This is a genomic window from Paraburkholderia sp. BL21I4N1 (genome assembly GCF_002973525.1).
GTDB lineage: Bacteria > Pseudomonadota > Gammaproteobacteria > Burkholderiales > Burkholderiaceae > Paraburkholderia.
In genome coordinates, this window is record NZ_PVEN01000001.1 from 872,534 (window position 1) to 895,906 (window position 23,373).

Genomic DNA, 23,373 nt, shown 5'->3' on the forward strand with positions numbered 1-23,373 from the left:
GGTATGAATTTTAGGTGTTTGCCACGATAGGCGATTCTCAGGCTATCGACAAGAACCCGGCAAACCTGAGCAATATGGAAAATATGAAACTTGGTGATACACTCTAAAACGAATCAACCGATTCAACGCCTTCGCGGTACCCCGACTACGAAGGACTTGCATGCCGGCCCCTGCCGGCATTTTTTTGCTCTATCGCCCGGTAGACAGACCTTTCTGCCGCAATGCCCGGTTCCCTTCGATTCGCCAACAATCCCTTTTTATTAGCTTGCAAAGTGGAAAATATGGAAGTCCTCCACTCAAGATGCATGCCGCCAGGCCGTTAAGGAGTTCAATGCGCCGCCCAAAGGGGACTTCACATGAATGGTTTTTTCCAAACGATCCGCTTCAAAATTCTGCTGGCGATGGGGGTTTGCTTCGTCCTGATGGCGGCAATCAGCGTTTTCAGTCTGTCGGCGATTTCGCAGTTGAAGTCGAACGTGTCGGATTCGTATTCCGGCGTGACCGTGCCGATTCTGGATCTGTCGAACTTCCATGCGGCCCAGTTGCGGGTTCGCCTGAAGCTGCGGCGTATTCAGGTGTTTCACGATCCGGCCATGACGAAGCAGACCGTCGACTCCATGCATGCCGACATCGACGCCATGAACAGCGCGTGGGCCGACTACTATCCGGCCCGCGTTAGCGCCGCCGACGAGAAAGCCGTGGCCGAGAAAATCGGGGACACGTTGCCGCAACTCAAGCAGCTCACCGATCAGGCCGCCGACCTGCTGTCAGCCGGCAACTATGACGGCGCCACCAAGGTGGTGAACGATCAGGCGGCGTTGTCCGACACGTTGCTCGCGCTGGTCGGCGACGACATCAAGATCAATGTCGAGCAGGCCAGGCAGTTCAACAGGGACAGTGAATCGACCGCGAACACCGCGGTGATGATCGCGATCGGGCTGGTGGTCGCCGGTCTCGTCGTGATGACCGGCACCGCGGTGTTTCTGCTGCGGGCCATCGGCGTGCCGCTCAATCGTGCGATCGGCGTGGCCAATGAGATCGCCGCCGGCAATCTGGACAACCGCATCGTGCTGGATGTGAAAGGCGAGTTCGGTCAGCTGCTGCAAGCGCTCGATACGATGGACCGTCAGATCACCCAGACGGTGCGCGGCATTCAGACGTCGACGGAATCGGTGACGGTCGCTTCGCGCGAAATCGCGGCCGGCAATATGGATCTGTCGGCGCGGACGGAAGAACAGGCCGCGTCGCTCGAAGAAACCGCCGCGAGCATGACGCAACTCACCGAAACGGTAAAACAGAATGCCGACAACGCGCGTCAGGCAAGCAGCCTCGCCAGCGGCGCAACCGGTCTCGCCGATACGGGCGACGACGCGGTGCGCGCGATGGTCGGCACGATCGAACAGATCAGCGGCAGTTCGAGCAAGATTTCGGAGATCACCGGCGTGATCGAAGGCATTGCCTTCCAGACCAATATCCTCGCGCTGAACGCGGCGGTGGAAGCGGCGCGCGCCGGCGAACAGGGACGCGGTTTCGCGGTGGTCGCGAGCGAAGTGCGCAGCCTCGCGCAGCGTTCGGCGTCGGCGGCGAAGGAGATCAAGGAGCTGATTACGTCGTCGGTGGCGATTATCGACGGCGGCACGCGCCAGGCGGCGGGTGTCGGTGAAACGATGGGACAGGTCAAGCAGGCGATCAAGCGCGTCTCAGACATCGTCAACGAGATCGCGGCGGCGTCCGAAGAACAGAGCCGCGGGATCGAGCAGGTCAATCAGGCCGTGTCGCAGATGGACGAGGTCACGCAGCAGAACGCCGCGCTCGTCGAGGAAGCGGCGGCCGCCGCGCAGTCGTTGGAAGAGCAGGCGGGTAATCTCAAACAGGCGACTTCGGTGTTCCGGCTGGGACAGGGTGGGGCACGGACGTTGTCGACGGGTTGGGCTGCGGAGCAGCGGCATGCGCCGACGCTGGTCGAAGCCGGCGCCTGACGCGGGTCGCTGAAGCGGCGGCCGGCAACACCGTGCACGTGCTCGCAACTGATACGCATGCAGCTTTGAACTAACCCGGACACAAAGGGCTTCGGGCGAATTTCAAACGCTGCAGCGCGCGCCGTACCTGATCTTTTTTATTGCCCGCGCGTTCGATCCTGCCGCCCGCAAAAGCCCTTGCTTGCTTCAAGACGCGCAGCCTGCAATGCGCTGCGCGAAATCGGGCGGTCTCTCCACGGGTTGCCCGGCTGGCTTGCATCGCGGCAAAAAAATTTCCCGTGACGTCTCGATCCTGCGCAGCCCCTCGGCACGCGCAGCGATTTATTGACCCCTGGTCAATCTCACAATGCGGGGCACCGCACATAGCGAAGCAGCCCGTCGCCGCGCTCCGGCCCGCCACGGCGGCTTGTGCCGGCATTCCCTCGTCTCATCCTTGCGACATTCCGGTCCACGTCAAGTAAAAGATACTTCACCGGATCCAGATCAGGCATTTTTGACCTGAACCTTCGTCAAACCATTGCCAGTCAACGTGCCGGCGGTTTTTCGACTGCCCGATTGATGCGCCATGCATCGCGTGAAAGTGCTTTTTCACCGGCCAAACCACGTCTCAAATTCGAGGCATCGCTCGTCGCAGCCCCCCTTCCGCATCGCCTGGCGTAACGCACCTCCTTGTCCAGCAAGGCTTTGAGGCCTCATGGCACAGCCGTTGCAATAAGTCGATCACAAAGCGAAACACGCTGCGGCCGGTAAGCAGGAAAACAGCAAACAGGCATCACACGCTACGGGCAGAAAAAAACCGGCAGCAGCAACAGTCTTCGTAAGTCGCGTTCGGGGAAGTCAACGCGTTTTACGAGGTGCGGCGGGGCCAACGAAAAACGGATGTCAACGAACAACGACACGGGTGATCGATACGCGATATCGGCCGCAGGTGATCGTGATGACGTGAAGCGCTGACCCCGCCACTTTTTTCCGTCCGATGGACGGACCTGAACGCCGCTTCGGCGAGCCTGTTTTCAGGCGGCCGCAGGGGCACCAACCGCAGTCAACTTTCACTCTTACGGGGGTTAGCATGAAGAACACGATCCAGCAATTTCTGCGCGAAGAAGACGGTGTGGCAGCGATCGAATACGGCCTGTTGGCCGGGTTGATCGCAGTGGCGATCATTACCGCGACCAAGTTGATCGCAACGAATCTGAACACGGTGTTTGGCTATATCTCGACGCAACTGGCAGGCGTGGCCGCTCCGGCTGCGTGAGTCGTGCCGCCCCGGCGGCGCAAAGCCCGATCGCTCGCCCTGTCTCGACGGTCCTTCGAGACAGGGTAGCGACGGCATCCGTGCCGAACGAAGCGTTACTCCAGTAAAGAAGGGCAACTCGATCCTTGAAGCGGAGCTGGCGATGAATGGCGTTCCTTTTCCGGTTGGACCCTGCGTGATGACGCTGGCACTGCTGGCTGCCGTGTGGGACCTGCAAACGCGCCGGATTCCTAACTGGCTGGTGGCAACAGGTTTGCTCGTGGCGATTCCGGTGCAGTGCTACACGCACGGCGGATTCGAGGCGATGACGATGTGGTTGGGCGGCATGGCGGTGGGTGGTGCGATTTTCCTGCCCGGCTATGCGATGCGTCTGATGGGTGCCGGCGACGTGAAGCTGATGGCAGCGATCGGCGCGTACTGCGGTGCTTTCGGCGCCTTTGAAATTGGTTTGGCGACCTGCGCGATCGGTGCGATCGGGTCGCTGGCAATCATGCTGCGGCGCCGTCAGATGCGCACCGGCCTGAGTCAGGCGGCCGCTTTGCTGGCCCGTTGCGCGACGCCCGGAAGCGGCGTGCTGCAACGGACCGGCAGTGCCGCCAGTCATAGTGCAATGGGGACCATGCCGTACGGAGTGGCCATAGCAATAGGCAGCGCGCTCGTGTTGTTCGCCAGCGTGTGACGCGTGCCAGGTGGGACAACAATTCGGGGGTTGAAAATGAAAAACGCGCGCGCTGTAACGATGTTGCTGATCGCGACGCTGGCCGGGCTCACCGCCGTGGTGTTCGCCTCGCGCTGGATGGTCTCGCAGTCGTCGAACGCCACCACCAAAGTCGTGGTGGCCGCAACGGATATCAATCTCGGCCAGCGCATCGGACCGGATTTCCTGAAGCTCACCGACTGGCCCTCTAATAGCGTGCCGCCCGGCGCATACACCGACATTCAGAAACTCGACGGCCGTGTGCTGAAAGATAGTCTGCTGCACGGCGAGCCGGTGGTCGACGCGAAGCTGACCCCGGTCGGCACGCTCGGCGGTCTCTCGGCGGTGATCGGCGAAGGCCAGCGTGCCATCACGGTGCGGGTGAACGACGTGATCGGCGTGGCAGGTTTCGCGCTGCCGGGCAATTACGTCGACATCATCGTCAATACGCAGAAAGACGGTAGCGCCGCTGCCGGCCAACACGACCAGAACATATCGAAGATCGTGCTCGAAAAGATTCTCGTCCTCGCGGTCGCTCAGCAAGTGGGTCGCGACGAAACCAAACCGAAAGTGGTCGACGCGGTGACGCTGGAAGTGTCGCCGGAACAGGCCGAGAAAATCGATCTGGCGCGCAGCATCGGCACGCTTTCCCTGGTGTTGCGCAATCAGATCGATCCGCAGGCGATCGACACCGCCGGCGCGACCAAGTCCACGCTGTTGAAGACGCCGGTCGTGGCGGTCGCGGTCGCCGCGTCCGAACCGAAGCCGTTGCGGATCGTGCGCAAAGTGGCGCTGCGCGCACCGGGCAACTGCGTGCGAGTACTCGACGGCGCCGACGCAAGACAAGAATGTTTTTGACAGGCTTAAGCCTGCAAGCCGTGACCGATACGCGCGACTGAGTTAGACCGGCAGCGCGTAAAAAAAGCGGCACTCAACGGGGGTAGGACATGAACGCCAGAACGACACAGCGCGCTTGCGCGCCGCAGCACCCGCTCGGCCCGCGCGAAGCAAATTCGCTTGCACCACGCAGCCGTACCCGGATCGCCGACGCCTGTACCTGCGTGCTGCTCGGGCTGTCGCTGGCGATGCTGCCGGTGGCCCAGGCCAGCGCTCAGGACGTACCGGGTTTGCCGGGCACGCCGATCACGGTGGCCCCCAACGGCACGGTGCATCTGACCATCGCCGCCAGCGGCATGAGCGGCGGCGCAACCTCACGCGGCATGCAGCAAACCAGCCGCGGACCGAATTGCAGCGGCCCGATCGCCGACCATACCGAAGTGACGATTCCGGTCGGCAAGTCGGCCATGGTCGACATCCGCGAGCCGGTGCGTTCGCGCACGGTCGGCAATCCGTCGATCGTGCAGGCCATGCTCGTCTCGCCGCAAACGCTTTATCTGCTCGGCTCGGACGTCGGCACCACCAACATGATCGTGCAAGGCCGCAGCGGCTCCTGCACGATTATCGACGTGAGCGTCGGCGCCGACCCGGGTGGCCTGCAACATACGCTCGCCACGCTGATGCCCGAGGAAACCGGTATTCAGGTAAGGGCTGCCGCCGACACGCTGGTGCTGACCGGCACCGTCACCGACGCGGTCAAGGCCGAACGCGTGATGGAACTGGCGCGCGCCTTCGTGGCCCGGCCCACCGCCCCGCTGCAAAGCGGCGCACCGATGGGCAGCGGTCCGCTGCCGGTGGGCGCCGCGCCGCGCGCCATGGGCGTGCCGACGCCATCGCTTGGCGGGGCGAGCGGGGAACGCATCATCAACATGATGCAAGTGGCCGCGCCGCAGCAGGTCATGCTCGAAGTGAAGGTCGCGGAAGTCTCGAAGACGCTGATCGACCAGCTCGGCGTGCAAGCGAATCTGAACGGCGGTATCGGCAGCTGGAGCTTCGGGCTGCTGGCGAATTTCCTGTCTGGCGGCCTCGGCGCGCTGACCGCGTCGAAAGCGAATAACTCGCCGCTCGGTTTGACCGTCGACGCGCAGAAAACCGATCAGCTCGTGAAGATTCTCGCCGAGCCGAACCTGATGGCGATCAGCGGTCAGGAAGCGAGTTTCCTCGCTGGCGGCAAAGTCTATATCCCGGTGCCGCAAAGCAACGGCACGGGTGGCACGACGATCGTGCTGCAGGAAGAGCAATACGGCGTCGGCCTGACCTTTACGCCGACCGTGCTCGAAGGCGGTCGCATCAATCTGAAGGTGTCGCCGGAAGTGTCGGAACTGTCGTCGACGGGCGTGGTGGTGAGCGCCGGCAACGGCAATGTGACGTCGATCCTGCCGCTGATCACCACGCGGCGCGCCTCGACCACGCTGCAGGTGTACGACGGTCAGAGCTTCGCGATCGGCGGTCTGATGAAGAGCAACGTGACCGGTACGCTGAAGGGCTTGCCCGGCGTCGGCGAACTGCCGGTGCTCGGCGCGCTGTTCCGCAGCACCAACTACGAACAGGACAAGACCGAACTGGTGTTCGTCGTGACGCCGCGCCTCGCGAAACCGCTGCCGCAGCACTATCCGCTGCCCACCGATCATTTCGGCGACGCGGGTGAAACGAACGTGTACCTGACCGGCCACATGGAAGGCACGAAGCGCGCGGTACCTGGCGCGGACGGCCCGGCACCCATGCCGGCGCCGGCACCAGGAACGGCACCGGCGATGGCGCCGGCGCAGATTCCGACGCCGAAACCGGTCCCCGCGCCGGCTCAGTCGTCGGCGGCCGACGTGGCGGTGATTCCGCCCACGCCCGACAGCCACGACGCCCCCGCCGTCCATTGATGCGCGACCCTCTGGAGATCGACATGACATCCATCCACACACTGATCCGGGCCGCGCTGTGCGCGGGCTGCTGCGCCGCGCTGTCCGGTTGCATGACTTCGACGCCGCACTGGGACGCCACCTTCGGCGACTCGGTCCGGCAGATCCGGGAAATGCAGACGCTCAATCCGGAAGGCTCGGCCAACACGAATCCAGTGGCAGGCATCGACGGCACGGCGGCCGCGTCCGCGCAGAAGAGCTACGTCAAATCGTTCACGGCGCCGGCCGCGCCGACCAACAGCTTCACGATCGGCATCGGCACGTCGAGCAACTACTGAAGCGCTTGCGCGCGACGGTCCGGATTCACGCCTGGAGACACACCATGATCGACACCCTTCTGATTTCGTCCAGCGCCGAGCGCGCGCCACGCATCGCGGCGCGTCTCGAAGCGAGCGGCATGGCGTTCCGTCTGCGCACGCTGCATGGCACCGCGAAACAGTTGCGGGTGCACGCCGCGGCGATCCGCAGCGCCGATCTGCTGATCGTCGACGACGCCGACCTGACGCCGCGTGACCTGAGCGGCGTCGAAGAGGCGTTGTCGCACACACCGCATCTGCACTGCATGCTGGTAACGCCGTCGCCGTCTACCACGCTGCTGATGGCGGCGATGCGGGTCGGCGTGCGCCACGTGCTGTCCTGGCCGCTCGACGAAGCCGAATTCACCGACGCGCTCGCGCATGTGTCGGCCAAAAAACACGCCGGCCTGCGTCGCGAGGGCCGGGTCGTGTCGTTCACGTCCTGCAAGGGCGGCAGCGGCACCACGCTGATCGCCGTGAATCTCGCCTATGCGCTGGCCGCGCAGCGCGACAAACGCGTGCTGTTGATCGATCTGAACCAGCAGTTCGCCGATGCGAGCCTGCTGGTGGCCGATAAAACCCCGCCCGCCACGCTCGCGGACCTGTGCTCGCAGATCGACCGGCTCGACGCCGCGTTCTTCGAAGCCTGCGTGATGCATGTGCATCCGAATCTCGACGTGCTGGCCGGCGCGGGCGATCCGGTGAAATCGGGTGAATTGCGCGCCACGCATCTGGAGCGGATCCTCACGTTGGTGCGCGAGCAATACGACGCGGTGCTGATCGACGTCGGCCAGAACATCAATCCGCTCGCGATCCATTCTCTCGATCACAGCGACTCGATCTGCATGGTGGTGCGGCAAAACGTGCTGTATCTGCACGCCGGGCGCCGCATGCTGGATATTTTTCGCGAGCTGGGCTATGCGGCGAGCAAGCTGAAACTGATCGTCAATCAATACGAAAAGAACGCGCGTATCAACCTGACGACGCTCGAAGAAACCTTCGGCGCGAAGATCGCGCATCACCTGCCGCGCGACGAAAAGCAGGCCACCGAAGCCCTCAATCACGGCGTGCCGCTCGTCACGGCCTCGAAGGGCGGGGCGCTGGCACAAGGCATCGTGCAACTGGCCGATCTGCTGTGGCCGCCGTTGCCGGCGGGACCGCGCAAGAGCGTGTTCGGCCGTCTTTTGCCGGGCCGGCCGAATGCGGCGCCGCGCCTGAAGACCGGACATTGAGCGGCATGAACCGGCGGCCCTATAAAACCCAGCGGAGAGCACCATGTCATTGCGCGAACAGTTGATGATGCAGAACGGCAGCATGCCGTTCGATGCGGCCGGCGGCGCGGCGGCGGCCGGTGTCGCGGCTGAAAGCCTGGCGGCGCGGCGCGCGTATCAGGAACTCAAGATGAACATCCACCAGGCGATTATCGACCGGGTGGAACTCGACAAGCTGCAACGCCTGTCGCCCGAACAGATCAAGCGCGAACTCGCGCAACTGGTGGAAAAGATCGTCGACGAAGACAAGATCGCGTTGAACGAACTGGAGCGCCGCCGTCTCGCGCAGGACGTACACGACGAAATGGTCGGCCTCGGTCCGCTCGAACCCTTGCTCAACGATCCGACCATCTCCGACATTCTGGTCAACACGTCGCAGCATGTATACGTTGAACGGCGCGGCCGCCTCGAACACACCGACGTGACCTTCTACGACGACGCGCATCTGATGAAGATCATCGAGCGGATCGTGTCGCGGGTCGGCCGGCGGATCGACGAATCCACGCCGATGGTCGACGCGCGTTTGCCCGACGGTTCGCGCGTCAACGCAATCATTCCGCCCTCCGCGATCGACGGCCCGCTGGTGTCGATTCGCCGCTTCGCGGTGAATCCGCTCACGGTCGCCGACATGGTCGACAACCAGAGCTTCACGCCCGCCATGGCGCAACTGCTCGAAGCGCTGATCAAGGCCAAGCTGAACGTGCTGATTTCCGGCGGCACGGGTAGCGGCAAGACCACCTTGCTCAATCTGCTGTCCGGCTTCATTCCGGAAGACGAACGGGTCGTGACGATCGAAGACGCGGCCGAACTGCAGATGCGCCAGCAACACGTGCTGCGGCTCGAAACGCGGCCGCCGAACATTGAAGGCAAGGGCGAAATCTCGCAGCGTTCGCTGGTGCGCAACGCACTGCGGATGCGCCCCGACCGCATCGTGCTCGGCGAAGTGCGCGGCGCCGAAGCGCTCGACATGCTGCACGCCATGAACACCGGCCACGAAGGCTCGATGGCGACGCTGCACGCGAACACACCGCGCGATGCGCTGACGCGTCTGGAGAACATGGTCGGCATGGCTGGCCTGACGATGCCGATCAAGGCGATCCGTCAGCAGATCGCCTCGGCGATCACGGTGGTGGTGCAAGCCTCGCGTCTGACCGACGGCCGCCGCAAGCTGATGAGCATCCAGGAAATCACCGGCATGGAAGGCGACATCATCAACATGCAGGAGATTTTCGCGTTCAAGCGGACCGGTGTCGATGAGAACGGCATGATCAAAGGCTATTTCGGTGCGACCGGCGTGCGGCCGATTTTCCACGAGCGGTTGGCGAGCTTCGGCATCACGCTGCCCGATCAGCTATTCGATCCGGCGCGGCGTTTGGAAGTATGAGCGGCGCAGCGTTCAAACGGGTTGGGGGAGCATGACATGAACACATCGTTTATCGCCTTCGCGGTACTCGCGTTTCTCGCGGTCGTGCTACTGATCGAGGGTGTCTATCTGTTCTGGAGCAGCCATCACGGGCCGGCCGTCAAGCGCATGGACGAACGGCTGCGCGCGCTCTCGGCGGCGGGCAACGTCAGCAACGCGCCGTTGTCGATTCTCAAGCAGCGTCTTTTGAGCGAGTCACCGTTCGTCACGCGCCTGCTGCTGCGGATTCCACGCATTCATGCACTCGATCATCAGTTGCAGCAGTCTGGCCTGAAATGGTCGGTGGCACGCTTTGTCGCTTATACGCTGCTGTGCGCGTTCGGCGGTGGTTTCCTCGCCATGCTGTGCGGCTTGCCCGCGCTGACCATCGTGCTGCTGACGGTGGTGCCTGGCCTGCTGCCCGCACTGATCCTGCGTCGCAAGCGCGCCAAACGGGTGCTTCAGCTCGAACGCCAGTTGCCCGATGCCGCCGATCTGATCGCCCGTGCGCTGCGCGCCGGACACTCGTTTCCCGCCGCGCTCGGCATGGTCGGCGACGAATTGCCGAACCCGCTCGGCGGCGAGTTCGCGCTCGTGTTCGACGAGATCAACTACGGCGTGTCGTTGAACGATGCGCTGCTGAACATGGTGGACCGTGTGCCGGTCGAGGATCTGCGCTACTTCGTGATCGCCGTGCTGATCCAGCGCGAAGCCGGCGGCAACCTCGCGGAGATTCTCGGCTGCATCAGCGGGATCATTCGCGAGCGGATGAAGCTGCTCGGCAAGGTCCGGGTGTTGTCGGCGGAAGGGCGTCTGTCGGCCTGGGTGCTGATTGCGCTGCCGTTCGTGGTTATCGCGGCGCTGACGGTGCTCAGTCCGGACTACGTCAGTGTGTTCTGGAAAGACCCGGCCGGCATGCAGCTTGGCGGCGCGTCGCTGACCATGATGCTGTTCGGCACGCTGTGGATGCGCAAGATCGTGCGGATTCATATCTAGACCATCGCTTTCGACACGAGGAGCGCGGGCCCGGCCCGCAGACCATGAAAACAGCACAGATCGTCTTGCTCGGAGTGATGTTCCTGATCGTGTTCGGCGCCGCGCTGAAGGCGATGGTGTTGCTGCGGCCCGACCCGGTGCAACGGCGCATCGAAGGGCTCACGCAGGCGGGTTCGACGGGCGGGATCGCGATCGACGGCAACAGCGGCTCCGGCGCGCAAAAGAACTGGGTCGAAACGATCACCAAGGTATCGGAACGGGTCGCGCGGCTGTCGCTGCCGAAAGACGACTGGGACAAATCGGCGTTGCGCTTGCGCTTCGCGAATGCGGGGATTCGCGCGCCTTCCGCGGCGGCGATTTTTTTCGCGGCCAAGACGCTGTTCGCGCTGGTGCTACCGGGCATCGCGCTGATCGTGTTCGGCGGCGCGTTCGAGGCCGATCAGCACCTGTATCTGCTGCTCACGGTGCTGGCGGCGTCGGCGCTCGGCTTCTATCTGCCGAACGTGGTGCTGGCGCGGCTGATCCGGCGCCGCCAGCGCAAGCTGTTCGAAGACTTGCCCGACGCGCTGGACCTGATGACCGTCTGCGTGGAAGCGGGCCTCGGCCTCGACGCGGCGATGATGCGCGTCACGCAGGAAATCGGCGTAAAGAGCCTCGCGCTGAAAGACGAGTTCGAGATGGTGCTGCTGGAGTTGCGCGCCGGTTCGGGTCGCGACAAGGCGCTGCGCAACCTGTCGCTGCGTACCGGCGTCGAGGACATCGACACGCTCGCCGCGATGCTGATTCAGGCGGAGCGCTTCGGCACCAGCGTGGGCGATTCGCTCCGTGTTTATACCGACAACCTGCGCACCAAACGGCGCTTGCGTGCCGAGGAGCAGGCTGCCAAGATCGCATTAAAGCTGCTGTTTCCTCTGATGTTTTTTATTTTCCCGACGCTGATGGCCGTGCTGGTCGGCCCGTCCGCGATCCAGCTGGTCCGCCAGCTGTTCCCGGTCATGAGCGGGATGGGTGGTTGAGCGGCCGGGTGTGCCGGTCGTGCACGAATATTCACCGGGGAATTCCATGTTTGCATCGAGCGCGTTTGCCGATCTGCTGCACCACGCCGGCCTGTGGCTGCGTGGCTACCTGCTCGTGCTGGCGATCATGGCCGTGGGGGCGGTGCTGGAGCGCCGCTGGCCGGCTGAGCTGCTGCAATCGCGCGCCGGGCAGCGGTTCAACGTGATGTATGCAGGGCTGTATCTGGTGTTGGCCGAGGCGGTGAAACCGCTGCTGGCGGCCGCCAGCGTGGCGATCGTCAATGCGCTCGGCGGCGGCATGGTGGTGCTGGTGTCGCACGGGTGGGGCGCGCTGGCGTCGTTCGTGATCGTGTTGCTGACCATCGACTTCCTCGAATATGCGTTTCATCGCCTGCAGCACGCGTGGCCGTTGCTTTGGAAGCTGCATTCGCTGCACCACAGCGCGGTGGAATTCAACGTGACGGTGACGCTGCGGCATCACTGGTTCGAAATGCTGATCAAAGGGTGTCTGCTCTATCCGCTGGTCGGCGTGATGTTCAAAGTTTCCCCGGCGATCGTCGGCGCGACGTCGCTGGTGTTCATGATCGGCAACTATTTCGCGCATCTGAATCTGCGCATCGATCTCGGCCGCTACAGCACCTGGATCAACAATCCGCAATATCACCGCCTGCATCACTCGAACCGTGTCGAGCACTATGACCATAACTTCACGCAGTTGCTGCCGCTGTGGGATCACCTGTTCGGCACGCGCTGGGTGCCGTCGAAGCACGAGTGGCCGGCCACCGGTCTCGCCGACGGCGCGCAACCACGCTCGCTGCTGGGTGCGCTGAGCTGGCCGCTGCGGCTGCCGGCCGGGCGCGGCGAGCGATTCGCCGGCAAGCCGATGGCGATCGATCAGGAGCCGAAATGAAAGCCGTTCGCCGTAAGACCGTTTGTGAAGCCGGCGCCTGCGCCGCAACCCCTGTCGCGGGCCGCATGCGCAATCGACGCAAGCAGGGCGGCGTCGCCACCCTCGAGTTCGCGCTGATCGCGCCGGTGCTGTTCCTGCTGCTGTGCATTGCCATGGATCTGGGCGTAGCGTTGTGGGTCAACCTGACCATGCAATACGCGGTGCGGGAAGGCGCGCGCTACTCGGTGACGGGGCAAAGCAATCTCGATCCGAGCGCGACCAACCAGCAGCGTTACGAGGCGGTGCTGCAGGAGATCAAGGTCAGTTCGATGGGCCTGTACAACTACGTGTCGCCGAGCTACGTGATCACCATCAACGGCGGCACGAGCCAAACCTACAGCACGCAGGCGAATTACAGCGCCGGCATGTTCGGCAATCCCGGCGACATCGTGGTGCTGCAGATCAACTGCATCTGGCCGATGTTGACACCGCTGATCAAGCCGTTTTTCGCTAACGGCAAGTTCAGCTTCAGCGTCGCGGCGACGATGCGCAACGAGGGCTTCTGACATGCCCACACGCATAAAACCAGGCACACATAGCCGGCGCAACGGCCGGCGCGCGGCGCGCGGCATTGTCAGCGTGGAAATGGCGCTGTTGCTGCCGATTCTGGTAGCGCTCGCGCTGCCGGTCTACGACATTGCGCGCAACATCCAGGCGCAGATGATCCTGATCAACGTGAGCCGCGAAGGCGCGAATCTGACGTCGCGCGCGTCGCTCACGTATCCGATGCAGACCATTATGTCGTCGCTGACCGCGACCACGCCGCCGCTCAACATGACCGCGCACGGCATGATCTACATCACCGAGATCATGGGTAACAACAACTGCGACAGCAGCGGCAACAACTGCACGGGGATCGTGGTCGCGCAATACCGCTGGAACGGCGGCAACTACTATCCGGCAAGCCAGACCTGGAATTGCGGCAGCGCGGGCACGAGTTGGGCGACGGACGGCACCGGCAGTTGCAGCAACATCCCGGCAGCGGGCGCCGCGTCGCCGGTGGTGAATCTGCTGCAAGGCCAGCTTTCCAGCGGTCAGATCGCCTACGTGGTCGAAGCTTTCTATCATCAGACGCCGCTGATCGGCTCGCTCAAGCTGGGCCGCGGCATCGCCACGCCGGCACTGTCGCCGAATCTCTATGCAATGACGGTGTTCTGATTCAGACAAACATAAAAACACTCGAATAAAAAAACGCGGGTCGGGGGTAGCGATGAAAAAAATGGCGGCACACACAGCACGGCAGAGAGGATCGGTCAGCGTCATCGTGGCGGTGTCGCTGATCGCACTGATCGGCATTCTCGGGCTCGCGGTGGATTCCGGGCTGGGCTACATGATCAAGGCACGCCTCGACGCGGCCACCGACGGCGCCGTGATCGCCGCTGGCGAAGCGGTGACGCGCGGCAACAACCAGACCCAGCAGACCGCCAATGCGCAGCAGGCGGCCTCGGCATTTTTCGCGGCGAACTATCCGGTGGGCTTTCTCGGTTCGACGGTGACGGCGGGTACGCCGTCGATCGTGTTCAACGCCGGTACCGTGACGATCGGCATGACCGCCCAGGCGAGCGTGCCGGTTACCTTCATGCATACACTGGGCTTCAAACTCCTGAACGTGAGTTCCTCGTCGCAGGCAATCCGCAAAACGCTGGATATGGCGTTCGTGATCGACACGACCGGTTCGCTGAACGTGTCCGGCGTGCCGGCCGCGGTGCGCGCGAACGCGATTGCGTTCCTGAATAATTTCGACGTGACCAACGACCGTGTGGCACTGATGCACTTCGCGTATGGCACGGTGGTCGACGTGCCGTTCAACGGCAACACGCGCGGTTTCAACCGCACGTTAATGACGACCGACATCAACAGCTATACCTTCGGCGGCAGCACCAATTCGGCCGAAGCGGTCTGGAACGCGCGCAACCAGTTGAATACGGTGATTACGCAACCCTCCAGTCTGCGGGTGATCGTGTTTTTCTCGGATGGCGCGCCGAACAGTTTCGCGTCGTATTTCACGACCAATCAGAGTAGTTGCAACAACACGCCCGCCACGCTCGCGAGTCCCGACACGGCAGGCACCATGACGGGGCTCTACAACATGAACGCGTTGAGCCAGGCCCTGAGCTCGCCGTGCTATCAGAGCAACGCGACCCGACTCGTGACGGCCATGCCGAAGTGGTACAACGCGCACAATATCAACGAACAGATCTTCCCCATCTGGCCCGTCACCACGCCGCGCCCGGTGCCGAACGGCAATATCACTTATGTGAACGTCAACCGGGCGTCGCGCAATCTGCTCGAAGCGATGGCGGCGCAGGCGCGGATCGAAGGCACTTATGTGTTCACGCTGGGTTATGGGCCGGAACTGGTTCAGCAGGAAGGCCCGGACAACGAACTGGGCTCGGACGTGCTCAAGTGCATGGCCAACACGCCGGATTCGCTGGCTCGTTGCTATAACCCGGCCCAGCCGGTCGGCGTGTATTGTTACGCCGCGACCCCCAACGATCTGATGCCGTGCTTTACGCAACTGGCTTCGCAAATCCTTCGTATTTCCAAGTGAGCGCGCTATGACATCGCCGACACCGTTGCGAGATCTGCCTTCCGAGGTTCGTTCCAGACATGAGCGAGCAGTGGAAGAGAAGGCGTCCGAGACCGCCGAGCTGGCCGCTTGTGCTTGCGCTTCCGCCTCCGCTCCTACCTCTGCTGAAGAGGCAAGCTCGCCCAGCCTGCGTCACGCGCTGGTCGAAATCGCCGCGCGGGTCGGCGCCGCGTCGATGCTGAGCCTGTTCGGCTATGCGGCGATCCGGCAGTGGCTCGCAGCGCCGCAGCGGATCACGTTGCTGCTGCTGGTCGTGTCGGCCTTCGTGACGGTCGGTCTGTCGCTCTTCTCGCGGGTCCCGATACAGCGCGACTGGCGACCGCTCGCGTTTATCTGCGCGATGGGCGGCACCTACTACTTTCTCGCGGTGCGTCTGAGCCCCGGTTCGCATCTCGTGCCGGAAAACGTCGGCGCGGCGCTGCAATTGCTGGGGATTTTCTGGCAACTGTTCGCCAAAGCGTCGCTGCGCCGTTCGTTCGGCATCTTGCCGGCCAATCGCGGCGTCGTCTCGCGCGGCGCGTATCGGTTCGTGCGCCATCCCATGTATCTCGGCTACTTCATGACCGACATGGGTTTTCTGCTGGTGAACTTTGGGCTGCAGAACCTGCTGGTCTACAGCTGCCAGTTCGCGTTGCAGGTGGTGCGGATTGTTCGCGAAGAGCAACTGCTGTCCGCCGACGACGGTTACCGAAGCTACAAAACGCGGGTGCGTTTCCGCGTGATTCCTGGCGTGTTCTAGGCGAGCCGTGTGCTGCGCACGGCCTTGCCGCCCAGCAGGCAGACGGTCAACGTGGCCATCACCAGCACGCACAGCGCGACGCGCAAACCGAGCAGGCCCGCGCCAAGGCCGATCAACGGCGGCCCCACGAGGAAGCCCGCATAGCCCGCGGTGGCCGCCATCGAGACGCCGATCGCCGGCGTGACGGTCGAGCGGCCCGCCGCGCTGAAGATCACCGGCACGATATTCGCGAGGCCGATGCCGACCATCGCGAAACCGACGCAGGCGGTGAGCACGGTCGGCCAGCTCAGCACCAGCGCGAGTCCGGCCACGGCGATCAAGCCACCCAGCGCGACCACCTTGCTCGAACCGAACCGGCGCACCGAGACGTCGCCGACAATCCGGCAGGCCGCCATTGAAAACGCAAACGCGGAATACCCAATCGCGGCGACGCTGGCCTGCTGGTTCAGTGTGGACCGCAAATACACCGCGCTCCAATCGGCCACCGCGCCTTCCACCAGCATGCAGAGGAATGCCAGCAATGCCAGCTTCATCACGGCGCCGTTCGGCCACATGAAGCCGCTGGCCGGCGCGGCCGCTCTCGGGCCCACATCGCGCAACGCAACGAGCGCGGCGCCGGCGAGCAGCACGGCGATCACGGCACCCGGGATCAGCAGTCCGCCGCTCACGCCCACGCCGCTCTTTTGCAGCATGGCGCCGGTCGCCGCGCCGAGCAGACCGCCCGCGCTCCAAGCCGCATGAAACGACGACATGATCGGCGCGTGCCATTGGCTTTCGATGCTGCTGGCGTGCCCGTTCATCGACACGTCGAGCGCGCCGTTCGCCGCGCCGAGCGCCAGTAGCACGATGCAGAGTACCGCCATGTTGGGCGCGAAGGCGGGCAGCGGCAGCGCGACGACGAAGGCGGCGCCGAGCAGCGCGGTTGCGCGGCCGCTGCCGAAGCGCGGCGCCAATTGCCCCGCGAGCGGCATGGCGATAATGGCGCCCAGCGCGAACGCGAACAGCGAAATGCCGAGCGCGGTGTCGCTGAGCGCCAGGCTTTCCTTGATACGAGGCACTTCGACGGCCCATGCGCCGATCCCGAAACCGTTGGCGAGAAACACCCCGAGGGTGGCCGCGCGTTCCTTGATAAGTGGCGGGGAGGCGCTCATGAGCGGGTCACCTCGACGTTGTCGCAGACCGCTTCGAGCTTCGCGAGGCGCACGGCCGGTACGTCGGACTCGACGAACAGATGGTCCACAGCGGTTGCGGGCGCAACGGAAAACGGCGCGGCGGTCATCAGCTTTTCCGAGGTCAGTGCGATCGCGATCTGACCGCTCGCTTTTATCATCGCCCGTTTGAGTTCGGCGTCTTCGGCGTCGAATGCGGCGACCCCTTCGTCGGGATCGAACGCGCAGGCGCCGAGAAAGCACAGGTCAGCGCGGATCTGCTGAACCTGCAGTAGCGCGGTCGCGCCGACCGAGCCGGCCGCGCCTGTCGCGATACGGCCGCCGATCAGGATCACGGTGAAGCCAGGCCGGTTCAGCAGGCGCGCGCAGGCTTCCGGCGAATTGGTGACGACGGTCAGGTCGGCGTGCTCAGGCAGCGCCGCCGCAATCGCGACATTGGTCGAGCCGGCGTCCAGCAGAACGATCTGCTTCGGCCGCACGATCGACACGGCCGCGGCGGCCAGACGCGCCTTGCGGTCCACGGCTTCGCCCATGCGTACGGCGGCGGGCTTGTCGGCGGGCGAGGCGAGCAGGGCGCCGCCGTAGACGCGCTTGCACAGCCCCTGATCGGCCAGATCGCGCAAATGACGGCGCACGGTGTGCTCCGAGGTCTGGAGTTCGGCCGCGAGCGCCGACGCCAGCACGCGCCCTTCGGCGCGCAGCCGCGCGAGAATCAACTGTTCACGCTGCTCGGGCAGCAGTCCATCGATAGCTTCCTGGCGGGTTCGCTGCATGGTCTCGGTCTCAGTTATCGGGTAAATCGAGCATAACCGAGCAAAATGTAGCGTAAACGGGCGAAAAACACAAACGCCCCATAAAGGGGCGTTGGTGGGTTTGTTGTGGGGTGAGCGGCGCGTTATCCGTTACCGGCTGATCTCCATATCGTCGAATTTCTTCGCGCGATAGATCAGCGCGGACACCAGCCAGCTCAACGCGAAAATGCCGATGATCACGTAGCCGAGCGTGCCGAAGTTGTCGTTCAGCGCGCCGATCGCGTCCCACAGCGGACCTTGCAGTTTCAGCTGGTCGGAGATCAATCCCAGCGCTTCGATACTGCCGATCACGATCGCCACGACCACCGACACCAGCGTGATGGTCATGTTGTAGTAGATCTTGCGGATCGGTTTCAGATACGCCCAGCCATAGGCGCCGAGCATCAGGTGGCCGTCGAGCGTATCGATCAGCGACATGCCGGCGCTGAACAGCACCGGAAACACCATAATCGCCCATGGCGACAAGCCCTGCGACGCCTGCGCGGCGGCAATGCCGAGCAGCGCGATTTCGGTTGCGGTGTCGAACCCCAGGCCGAACAGAAAGCCGAGCGGGTACATATGCCAGCTACGGCTAATCATCCGGAACAGCGGCTTGAAGAGGCGCGAGAAGAAGCCGCGGTTGGCGAGCAGCATGTCGAAGTCGTCGTCGACGTAGCGGCCGCCTTGCTTCACGTTGCGCCACGCCTGATAGATCGACTTGAGGATGATGAGATTCATCAGCGCGATCGCGAACAGGAACAGCGAGGAGACGAGCGTGCCGACCACGCCGCCGATTTCCTTGTAGTGGTCGAAGCGCCCTTGCATCGCGGAAGTAGTCGCGGCCACGGCGAGGGAAGCCAGCACCACGACCGTCGAGTGACCGAGCGAGAAGAAGAAGCCGACCGTGACCGGACGCTTCTTTTCCTGCATCAGTTTGCGTGTGACGTTGTCGATCGCGGCGATGTGGTCCGCGTCCACCGCGTGACGCAAGCCGAAGCCGTACGCGAGCAGCGCGGTGCCGAGCAACACAGGGTGATGGCGAAACGCGATGAGTGCCCAGAGCCATGCGATTACGTTGGTGGCGATCAGCACGCCGTAGATACCGAGCAGGCGGCTGCGAACGTGATGGTTCGAGTCGCTGAAGATCTGTTTAATTTGCGAAATCATCGGGTGTAGACCTTGAGGTGCCATGCTCTACAGGCTTATACACGGCGGCGTTGGCGTTGTCGAACTGATCAAAAGTCTTGCGCGCGGTCAGGCTGGAAGAGCCTTTACGATCCGGGCGTTGGCGTGGCTCCGGCCTACGGCCGCGCGTCGTGCACGAGGCCGGTAATGGCGGAGGTGGCGATCCATTCGCGCCATTGCGACGTGAAATTGAATTCGGCGTCGATCCCGAAGGCGGCGTCGAGTGCTTCATCGAGTGTTGCTCCGCGTTGCAACGCGCCGAACGCTGCGTGTGCTGCGGCGGATTGAACGAGTACGTTGGGGTGCCAACGGGGACGCACGACCAGCGCGTAACTCGGCGAATCGATCCGCGTTGGAAACGAGCCGCCCGGCTGATGAGCTTTCCAGATATCGGCGATGGCGTGGCGCGAAGCAATCAGCGCGCAAGCGGGGTGGATGGCGAGTCGTGCGTCGAGCAGATCGTCGGGACGAATTGCGGCCCATTCCGCTTGCGTGAGTGTTGTCGCGTCGGCCGCGTAGTGGGCCACGTGCAGCGACCATTCGAGTCGCGTGAGGTCGGCAAAATAGCGGTACTGCGGATCGGTTTCGTAACGCTCGATAAACTCCGGCAGCGCCGCGCCGAACCGATTCAGATCGCCGCTTCGCGAGGGATGGTCGTGTGCGTAGGCCTTCGACAGTGCGTTGAAGTACGTCTCCCCGACCAGCGCCAGCAAGACGGGATACGCGCTTGCGAGCGCATCGCGCCGATGCGAGCGAACGTTGTTTCGATAGAGATCGATCCGCGCCTTTTGAAGCGCGGCATCGGTGCGCAGTTGCGCAAGAACCGGCCGCTGTGCCGTTTCCAGCGACTCGGCAAACAGGCGCTGCAGCGACTCAAGCGAGGCGCGCATGGTTTGCGTCTCCACAAGAGGCCGACCGTGCGGTGTGGTTCGCGGTTTGGATTTCACGGGCGCGACTGGCTTCATCCAGCAGAATATTCAGCGCAGGCAGATCGGTGTCCCACTCGATCAACGCCGGTATCGCGCCGAATCGTCGTACCGCGTATTCGTACAGCGCCCACACCGGGTCCGCGACGCGAGCGCCATGATCGTCGATTACGGCCACGTCCGTCACGCTGTGACCCGCTAGATGAATTTCACCGACCACGCCGGGCGGCAGCGCGTTCATTGCCGCCATGGCGTCCTCGCCGTGATTGCACTGATTGACATACAGATTGTTCACATCGAGCAGTACGCCGCAACCCGTACGCTTCGCGAGCTCGGCGAGAAAGGCGGTCTCGCCGTACTGGTCGTCGCGGAATCGTACGTAGGTGGAGACGTTTTCGAGCAGAACCGGACTGCCCAACCCATCCTGCAACTCGCCGACGCGCGCGCACAGCAGCGTGAGCGCCGCGTCGGTTAGCGGCATAGGCAGCAGATCGTTCAAATGACCGGCCGCCGTCGCGCCCCAGCACAAATGCTCGGAAACGAGCGCGGGCTCGATCCGCTCGACGAGGCGTTTCAGCTTCGCGACGTGCGTCGGGTCGAGCGGTTTCGCCGAGCCGAGACCGAGGCCGACGCCATGCAGACTGACCGGCAGATCACGGCGCACGGCGTGTAGCACATGCAGATCGAAGCCGCCGTCGCCGAAGTAGTTTTCGCTGTGGACTTCGACCCAATCGACCGGCGGCGTGGTGTCAAGAAAATCGCGGTAGTGCGCGTGACGCAAACCGATCCCGACGCCGCGCGGCGGCGCGTGCGCCGAAGCGGTGGCGTTCGTTGACGGCAGCGGAGTGGACGACACGGGCGGCACAGCGGGTGATTAAGTCTGTCCGTCGATCTTGCCGCCCATCTTCTTGCAGGTGCCTTTCGGCACGGTCTTGAAGTCGCCTTGATCGTTGTCGACCTTCGCCTCGCCGGCGCAGCCATGCACGCCGGTTTTGCTCGCGCAATCGTTCTGACCGGCTTTGGCGATGCCGTAACACTGCACTTTTTCGTCGGCGTGCGCTGCGGTGAGGGGCGCTGCCGCGAGGCCGGCGAGCGCGGCGGCGATCAACGCGGGCCGACCAAGTTTCGAGTTCATCGTGCTTCTCCTGAGTGAGTGGTGGGGCCGGCCGCATGGCACAGGCAAGCGTGAGTCCGATTGCGGCGCCGGGTTTATCTCCAGAAGGATTTTAAGCGCGCGGCGCTGTCTGTCCAGCGTGTTACTGGCCCATCGTACCCGCACTCTTCACGGCGCAGGAAGCCGTGACTTTCTGGCCGTTGCTGAACGAGAAGGTCAGTGGAATCGACGAGCCGACCTTGAGCTCGTGTTTCGGCTCTTCCAGCATCACATGATAGTTGCCCGGCGCAAACGCGAGCGTGCCGTGGGCGGGCACCGCGACCTGTTCGACCATCTCCATCGACGACGTGCTGCCCTGGCTTTGCGTTCGATGCAGCATCGCCATGCCGAACGCGTTCGAACTGATGCCGACGAGATTCACCGGCTGGTCGCCGGCGTTATGGGCCTTGAAATAGCCGCCCTTGGGCAGATTGCCCGGCAACGCGCGGATCCAGCAATCGGACACGCTCGCGGATGCGGATGCGGGGGCTGCCGCGAATGCCTGAAAAGCGGCGCCGCCCAGCAAAGCGGCGAGGAAAAGTTGACGTGACGTGGTCATGATGTGCTCCATGGTTCGACAGAATCGACTAAGTGGACGGAAGGTAACGACGTTAGACCGGTTGCCGTGCGCCGCGACCGAAAATCGTCCGGTCGGCGAGCCACACGGCCAGCAGCGTGGCGCCCATCAGCGGGAAAATCATGCCGAGCAGCACGAGGCCGGTTTTCCAGCCGCGCATCGGCGGCGCGGCGCGTTCACGCGACGGCGCGCCGAGCGAACGTTGCGGGCGGCGCTTCCACCACATCACGCAACCGGTCACCGCCATCGCCGCGAGGCCGAGCGAAATCGCCGCGCAGAGCAATTGATTGGCGAGGCCGAAATAGCGGCCCATATGCAACGACGTGCCATACGACACGGCCTTCGACACGGCGCCGTAGTCGTTGTAGCGAATGTCTTTCAGCACCGCACCGCTGTATTGATCGATGTACAGCGTGCGTTCGTCTTTCGGATCGCCGGGGAAGTATGAGACCGAGTAAACGCCGGCCGGCGAGGTGGGGAGCACGATGCTGTAGCCGTCGGTCAAACCGAGCGGGGCGAGTTGCGCGACGACGTGGTCGAGCGATAGCGGCCTCGGTTGCGCTGCGTGTGGTTCAGTGGAGGTAGGCACTCGAGAATTGCCAACCGCCCACGGCGTGAGCGGCAACGGCAAATCGTCCATCACCATGCCGGGCATCGAATCCATGTCGGCGGCGTTCGCGCCGTGGCCGGCGTGTTCGTCGTGTTCGTCGTGTGTCGCGCGGGTTTTATCCACCTTCGCTGACGTACCGGACGTTGCGGCCGCATCGATAGGCGTGCCGGACGGTAGGACGGAACGCAACGGCGCGCCGCCCCACGCACCGGGCGGTGCGCCGAGATTCGCGGCCGTCGCGAGCGCCTTGAACTGCTTGCCCCATGATCCCGTCCACGGCAACCCGCTGAGCACGAAAGCGAGCGCGCCGAGCGCGAGCCAGATGCCCATCACGGCGTGCAGGTTCTTCCACAATGGGCGCCCCCTGAGCGCGAAGCGCGGCACCAGCGCGGCCCGCGCGGTGGTCTTCTCACGCGGCCACCAGAGCGCGACGCCGGTGCCTATCATCACGAGCGTCCAGCATGCGGCGAGTTCCATCAGCAACTCGCCGGGCTTGCCGAGCAGCAACTTGCGATGCAGCATGCGGTCCACCTGCATGAAGCGGTTCTCGACGCTCAGCGTGCCCAACACGTCACCGTTGTAGGGGTTCAGATAAACGCTTTGTTTTTCCCCATTGGCAAGACGGAACACGAATTCCGTACTGCGATCCGGCGCGCTCGCAATCGCGGCGGTGACCGCGACGGCATCTTTCGGCATGGCCGCGCGCGCGTTGCTCAATAGCGCGTCTTCGGTCAGCTTCGGCACCACTTGCGGTTTGACGACCAGCCGATGCGGATACAGCAGCGGCTCGATTTGCGGCTGAAAGCAGTACAACGTGCCGGTGATCGCCAGCACGACCAAAAACGGCATCACGAAGAGGCCGGCGTAGAAATGCCAGCGCCATAGTGTGCGATAGCCGGGGTTGGCTGTGTCAGTCGCGGCGACGACGCGTTGAGCGGTGGTGGTGGACATGAAATCCTCCT

23 protein-coding genes are annotated in these 23,373 nt (G+C 63.6%); 15 read left to right on the forward strand and 8 right to left on the reverse strand.

From position 1 onward, the window contains the following. Positions 1-356 precede the first annotated feature (356 nt). From B0G83_RS03765 to B0G83_RS03835, 15 genes are all read left to right on the forward strand, one after another. Positions 357-1,979 (forward strand): methyl-accepting chemotaxis protein, encoded by a 1,623-nt coding sequence (locus B0G83_RS03765; protein WP_105506053.1) that lies wholly within the window; start codon positions 357-359, stop codon positions 1,977-1,979. Between the two features lie 1,069 nt (positions 1,980-3,048). Next, on the forward strand, positions 3,049-3,234 hold the full coding sequence (locus B0G83_RS03770; RefSeq protein ID WP_105506054.1) for a Flp family type IVb pilin: 186 nt from the start codon (positions 3,049-3,051) through the stop codon (positions 3,232-3,234). Between the two features lie 142 nt (positions 3,235-3,376). Next, the gene (locus tag B0G83_RS03775) at positions 3,377-3,913 is read left to right on the forward strand and encodes a prepilin peptidase (protein ID WP_105506055.1); all 537 of its coding nucleotides are present in this window, start codon (positions 3,377-3,379) and stop codon (positions 3,911-3,913) included. 36 nt (positions 3,914-3,949) lie between these two features. Next, positions 3,950-4,789 carry a Flp pilus assembly protein CpaB gene (gene cpaB, locus B0G83_RS03780; RefSeq protein WP_105506056.1) on the forward strand — a complete coding sequence of 280 codons (840 nt, stop codon included), beginning with the start codon at positions 3,950-3,952 and terminating at the stop codon, positions 4,787-4,789. Positions 4,790-4,878: 89 nt separating this feature from the next. Further along, positions 4,879-6,702, forward strand: coding sequence for a type II and III secretion system protein family protein (locus tag B0G83_RS03785; protein ID WP_105506057.1), 1,824 nt, complete (start codon positions 4,879-4,881; stop codon positions 6,700-6,702). Between the two features lie 23 nt (positions 6,703-6,725). Then, complete coding sequence (locus B0G83_RS03790; protein ID WP_105506058.1) at positions 6,726-7,019, forward strand: hypothetical protein; 294 nt, start codon at positions 6,726-6,728, stop codon at positions 7,017-7,019. A gap of 44 nt (positions 7,020-7,063) precedes the next feature. Next, a complete protein-coding gene (locus B0G83_RS03795) occupies positions 7,064-8,269 on the forward strand; it encodes an AAA family ATPase (protein WP_105506059.1) in 1,206 nt (401 codons plus the stop codon). 43 nt (positions 8,270-8,312) lie between these two features. Next, entirely contained in the window at positions 8,313-9,692 is a 1,380-nt protein-coding gene (locus B0G83_RS03800; protein WP_105506060.1) for a CpaF family protein, read from the forward strand. Positions 9,693-9,728: 36 nt separating this feature from the next. Continuing rightward, positions 9,729-10,706 carry a type II secretion system F family protein gene (locus B0G83_RS03805; protein WP_105506061.1) on the forward strand — a complete coding sequence of 326 codons (978 nt, stop codon included), beginning with the start codon at positions 9,729-9,731 and terminating at the stop codon, positions 10,704-10,706. Positions 10,707-10,750: 44 nt separating this feature from the next. Continuing rightward, entirely contained in the window at positions 10,751-11,722 is a 972-nt protein-coding gene (locus tag B0G83_RS03810) for a type II secretion system F family protein (RefSeq protein WP_105506062.1), read from the forward strand. Positions 11,723-11,768: 46 nt separating this feature from the next. Next, a complete protein-coding gene (locus B0G83_RS03815) occupies positions 11,769-12,632 on the forward strand; it encodes a sterol desaturase family protein (RefSeq protein WP_105506063.1) in 864 nt (287 codons plus the stop codon). Further along, positions 12,629-13,177 carry a TadE/TadG family type IV pilus assembly protein gene (locus B0G83_RS03820; protein ID WP_105506064.1) on the forward strand — a complete coding sequence of 183 codons (549 nt, stop codon included), beginning with the start codon at positions 12,629-12,631 and terminating at the stop codon, positions 13,175-13,177. Before B0G83_RS03815 ends, B0G83_RS03820 begins: the two co-directional genes overlap by 4 nt. Before the next feature lies 1 nt (position 13,178). After that, positions 13,179-13,829: a TadE family protein gene (locus B0G83_RS03825; protein WP_105506065.1), complete on the forward strand. Its 651-nt coding sequence runs from the start codon at positions 13,179-13,181 to the stop codon at positions 13,827-13,829. A gap of 61 nt (positions 13,830-13,890) precedes the next feature. Continuing rightward, positions 13,891-15,222 (forward strand): TadE/TadG family type IV pilus assembly protein, encoded by a 1,332-nt coding sequence (locus B0G83_RS03830; protein WP_258167677.1) that lies wholly within the window; start codon positions 13,891-13,893, stop codon positions 15,220-15,222. 214 nt (positions 15,223-15,436) lie between these two features. Continuing rightward, positions 15,437-16,000: an isoprenylcysteine carboxylmethyltransferase family protein gene (locus B0G83_RS03835; RefSeq protein WP_105506572.1), complete on the forward strand. Its 564-nt coding sequence runs from the start codon at positions 15,437-15,439 to the stop codon at positions 15,998-16,000. On the opposite strand, the gene B0G83_RS03840 is transcribed toward B0G83_RS03835, so the two are convergent. The 8 genes from B0G83_RS03840 to B0G83_RS03875 all read right to left on the reverse strand — a co-directional run bounded on the left by B0G83_RS03840 (position 15,997) and on the right by B0G83_RS03875 (position 23,362). Then, on the reverse strand, positions 15,997-17,151 hold the full coding sequence (locus B0G83_RS03840; protein ID WP_105506067.1) for an MFS transporter: 1,155 nt from the start codon (positions 17,149-17,151) through the stop codon (positions 15,997-15,999). The genes B0G83_RS03835 and B0G83_RS03840 overlap by 4 nt on opposite strands. Then, positions 17,148-17,942: a DeoR/GlpR family DNA-binding transcription regulator gene (locus tag B0G83_RS03845; protein WP_105506068.1), complete on the reverse strand. Its 795-nt coding sequence runs from the start codon at positions 17,940-17,942 to the stop codon at positions 17,148-17,150. The genes B0G83_RS03840 and B0G83_RS03845 overlap by 4 nt, the downstream gene beginning before the upstream one ends. Positions 17,943-18,071: 129 nt before the next feature. After that, positions 18,072-19,127 (reverse strand): HoxN/HupN/NixA family nickel/cobalt transporter, encoded by a 1,056-nt coding sequence (locus B0G83_RS03850; RefSeq protein ID WP_105506069.1) that lies wholly within the window; start codon positions 19,125-19,127, stop codon positions 18,072-18,074. A 134-nt stretch (positions 19,128-19,261) separates the two neighbouring features. After that, complete coding sequence (locus tag B0G83_RS03855; RefSeq protein WP_105506574.1) at positions 19,262-20,035, reverse strand: DNA-binding domain-containing protein; 774 nt, start codon at positions 20,033-20,035, stop codon at positions 19,262-19,264. Continuing rightward, complete coding sequence (locus tag B0G83_RS03860) at positions 20,019-20,927, reverse strand: DUF692 domain-containing protein (protein WP_258167679.1); 909 nt, start codon at positions 20,925-20,927, stop codon at positions 20,019-20,021. The genes B0G83_RS03855 and B0G83_RS03860 overlap by 17 nt, the downstream gene beginning before the upstream one ends. Positions 20,928-20,945: 18 nt before the next feature. Beyond that, positions 20,946-21,206 carry a DUF2282 domain-containing protein gene (locus tag B0G83_RS03865; RefSeq protein WP_105506070.1) on the reverse strand — a complete coding sequence of 87 codons (261 nt, stop codon included), beginning with the start codon at positions 21,204-21,206 and terminating at the stop codon, positions 20,946-20,948. Between the two features lie 121 nt (positions 21,207-21,327). After that, complete coding sequence (locus B0G83_RS03870; protein WP_105506575.1) at positions 21,328-21,783, reverse strand: copper chaperone PCu(A)C; 456 nt, start codon at positions 21,781-21,783, stop codon at positions 21,328-21,330. A 52-nt stretch (positions 21,784-21,835) separates the two neighbouring features. Continuing rightward, complete coding sequence (locus tag B0G83_RS03875; protein ID WP_105506071.1) at positions 21,836-23,362, reverse strand: PepSY domain-containing protein; 1,527 nt, start codon at positions 23,360-23,362, stop codon at positions 21,836-21,838. Positions 23,363-23,373: the final 11 nt, after the last annotated feature.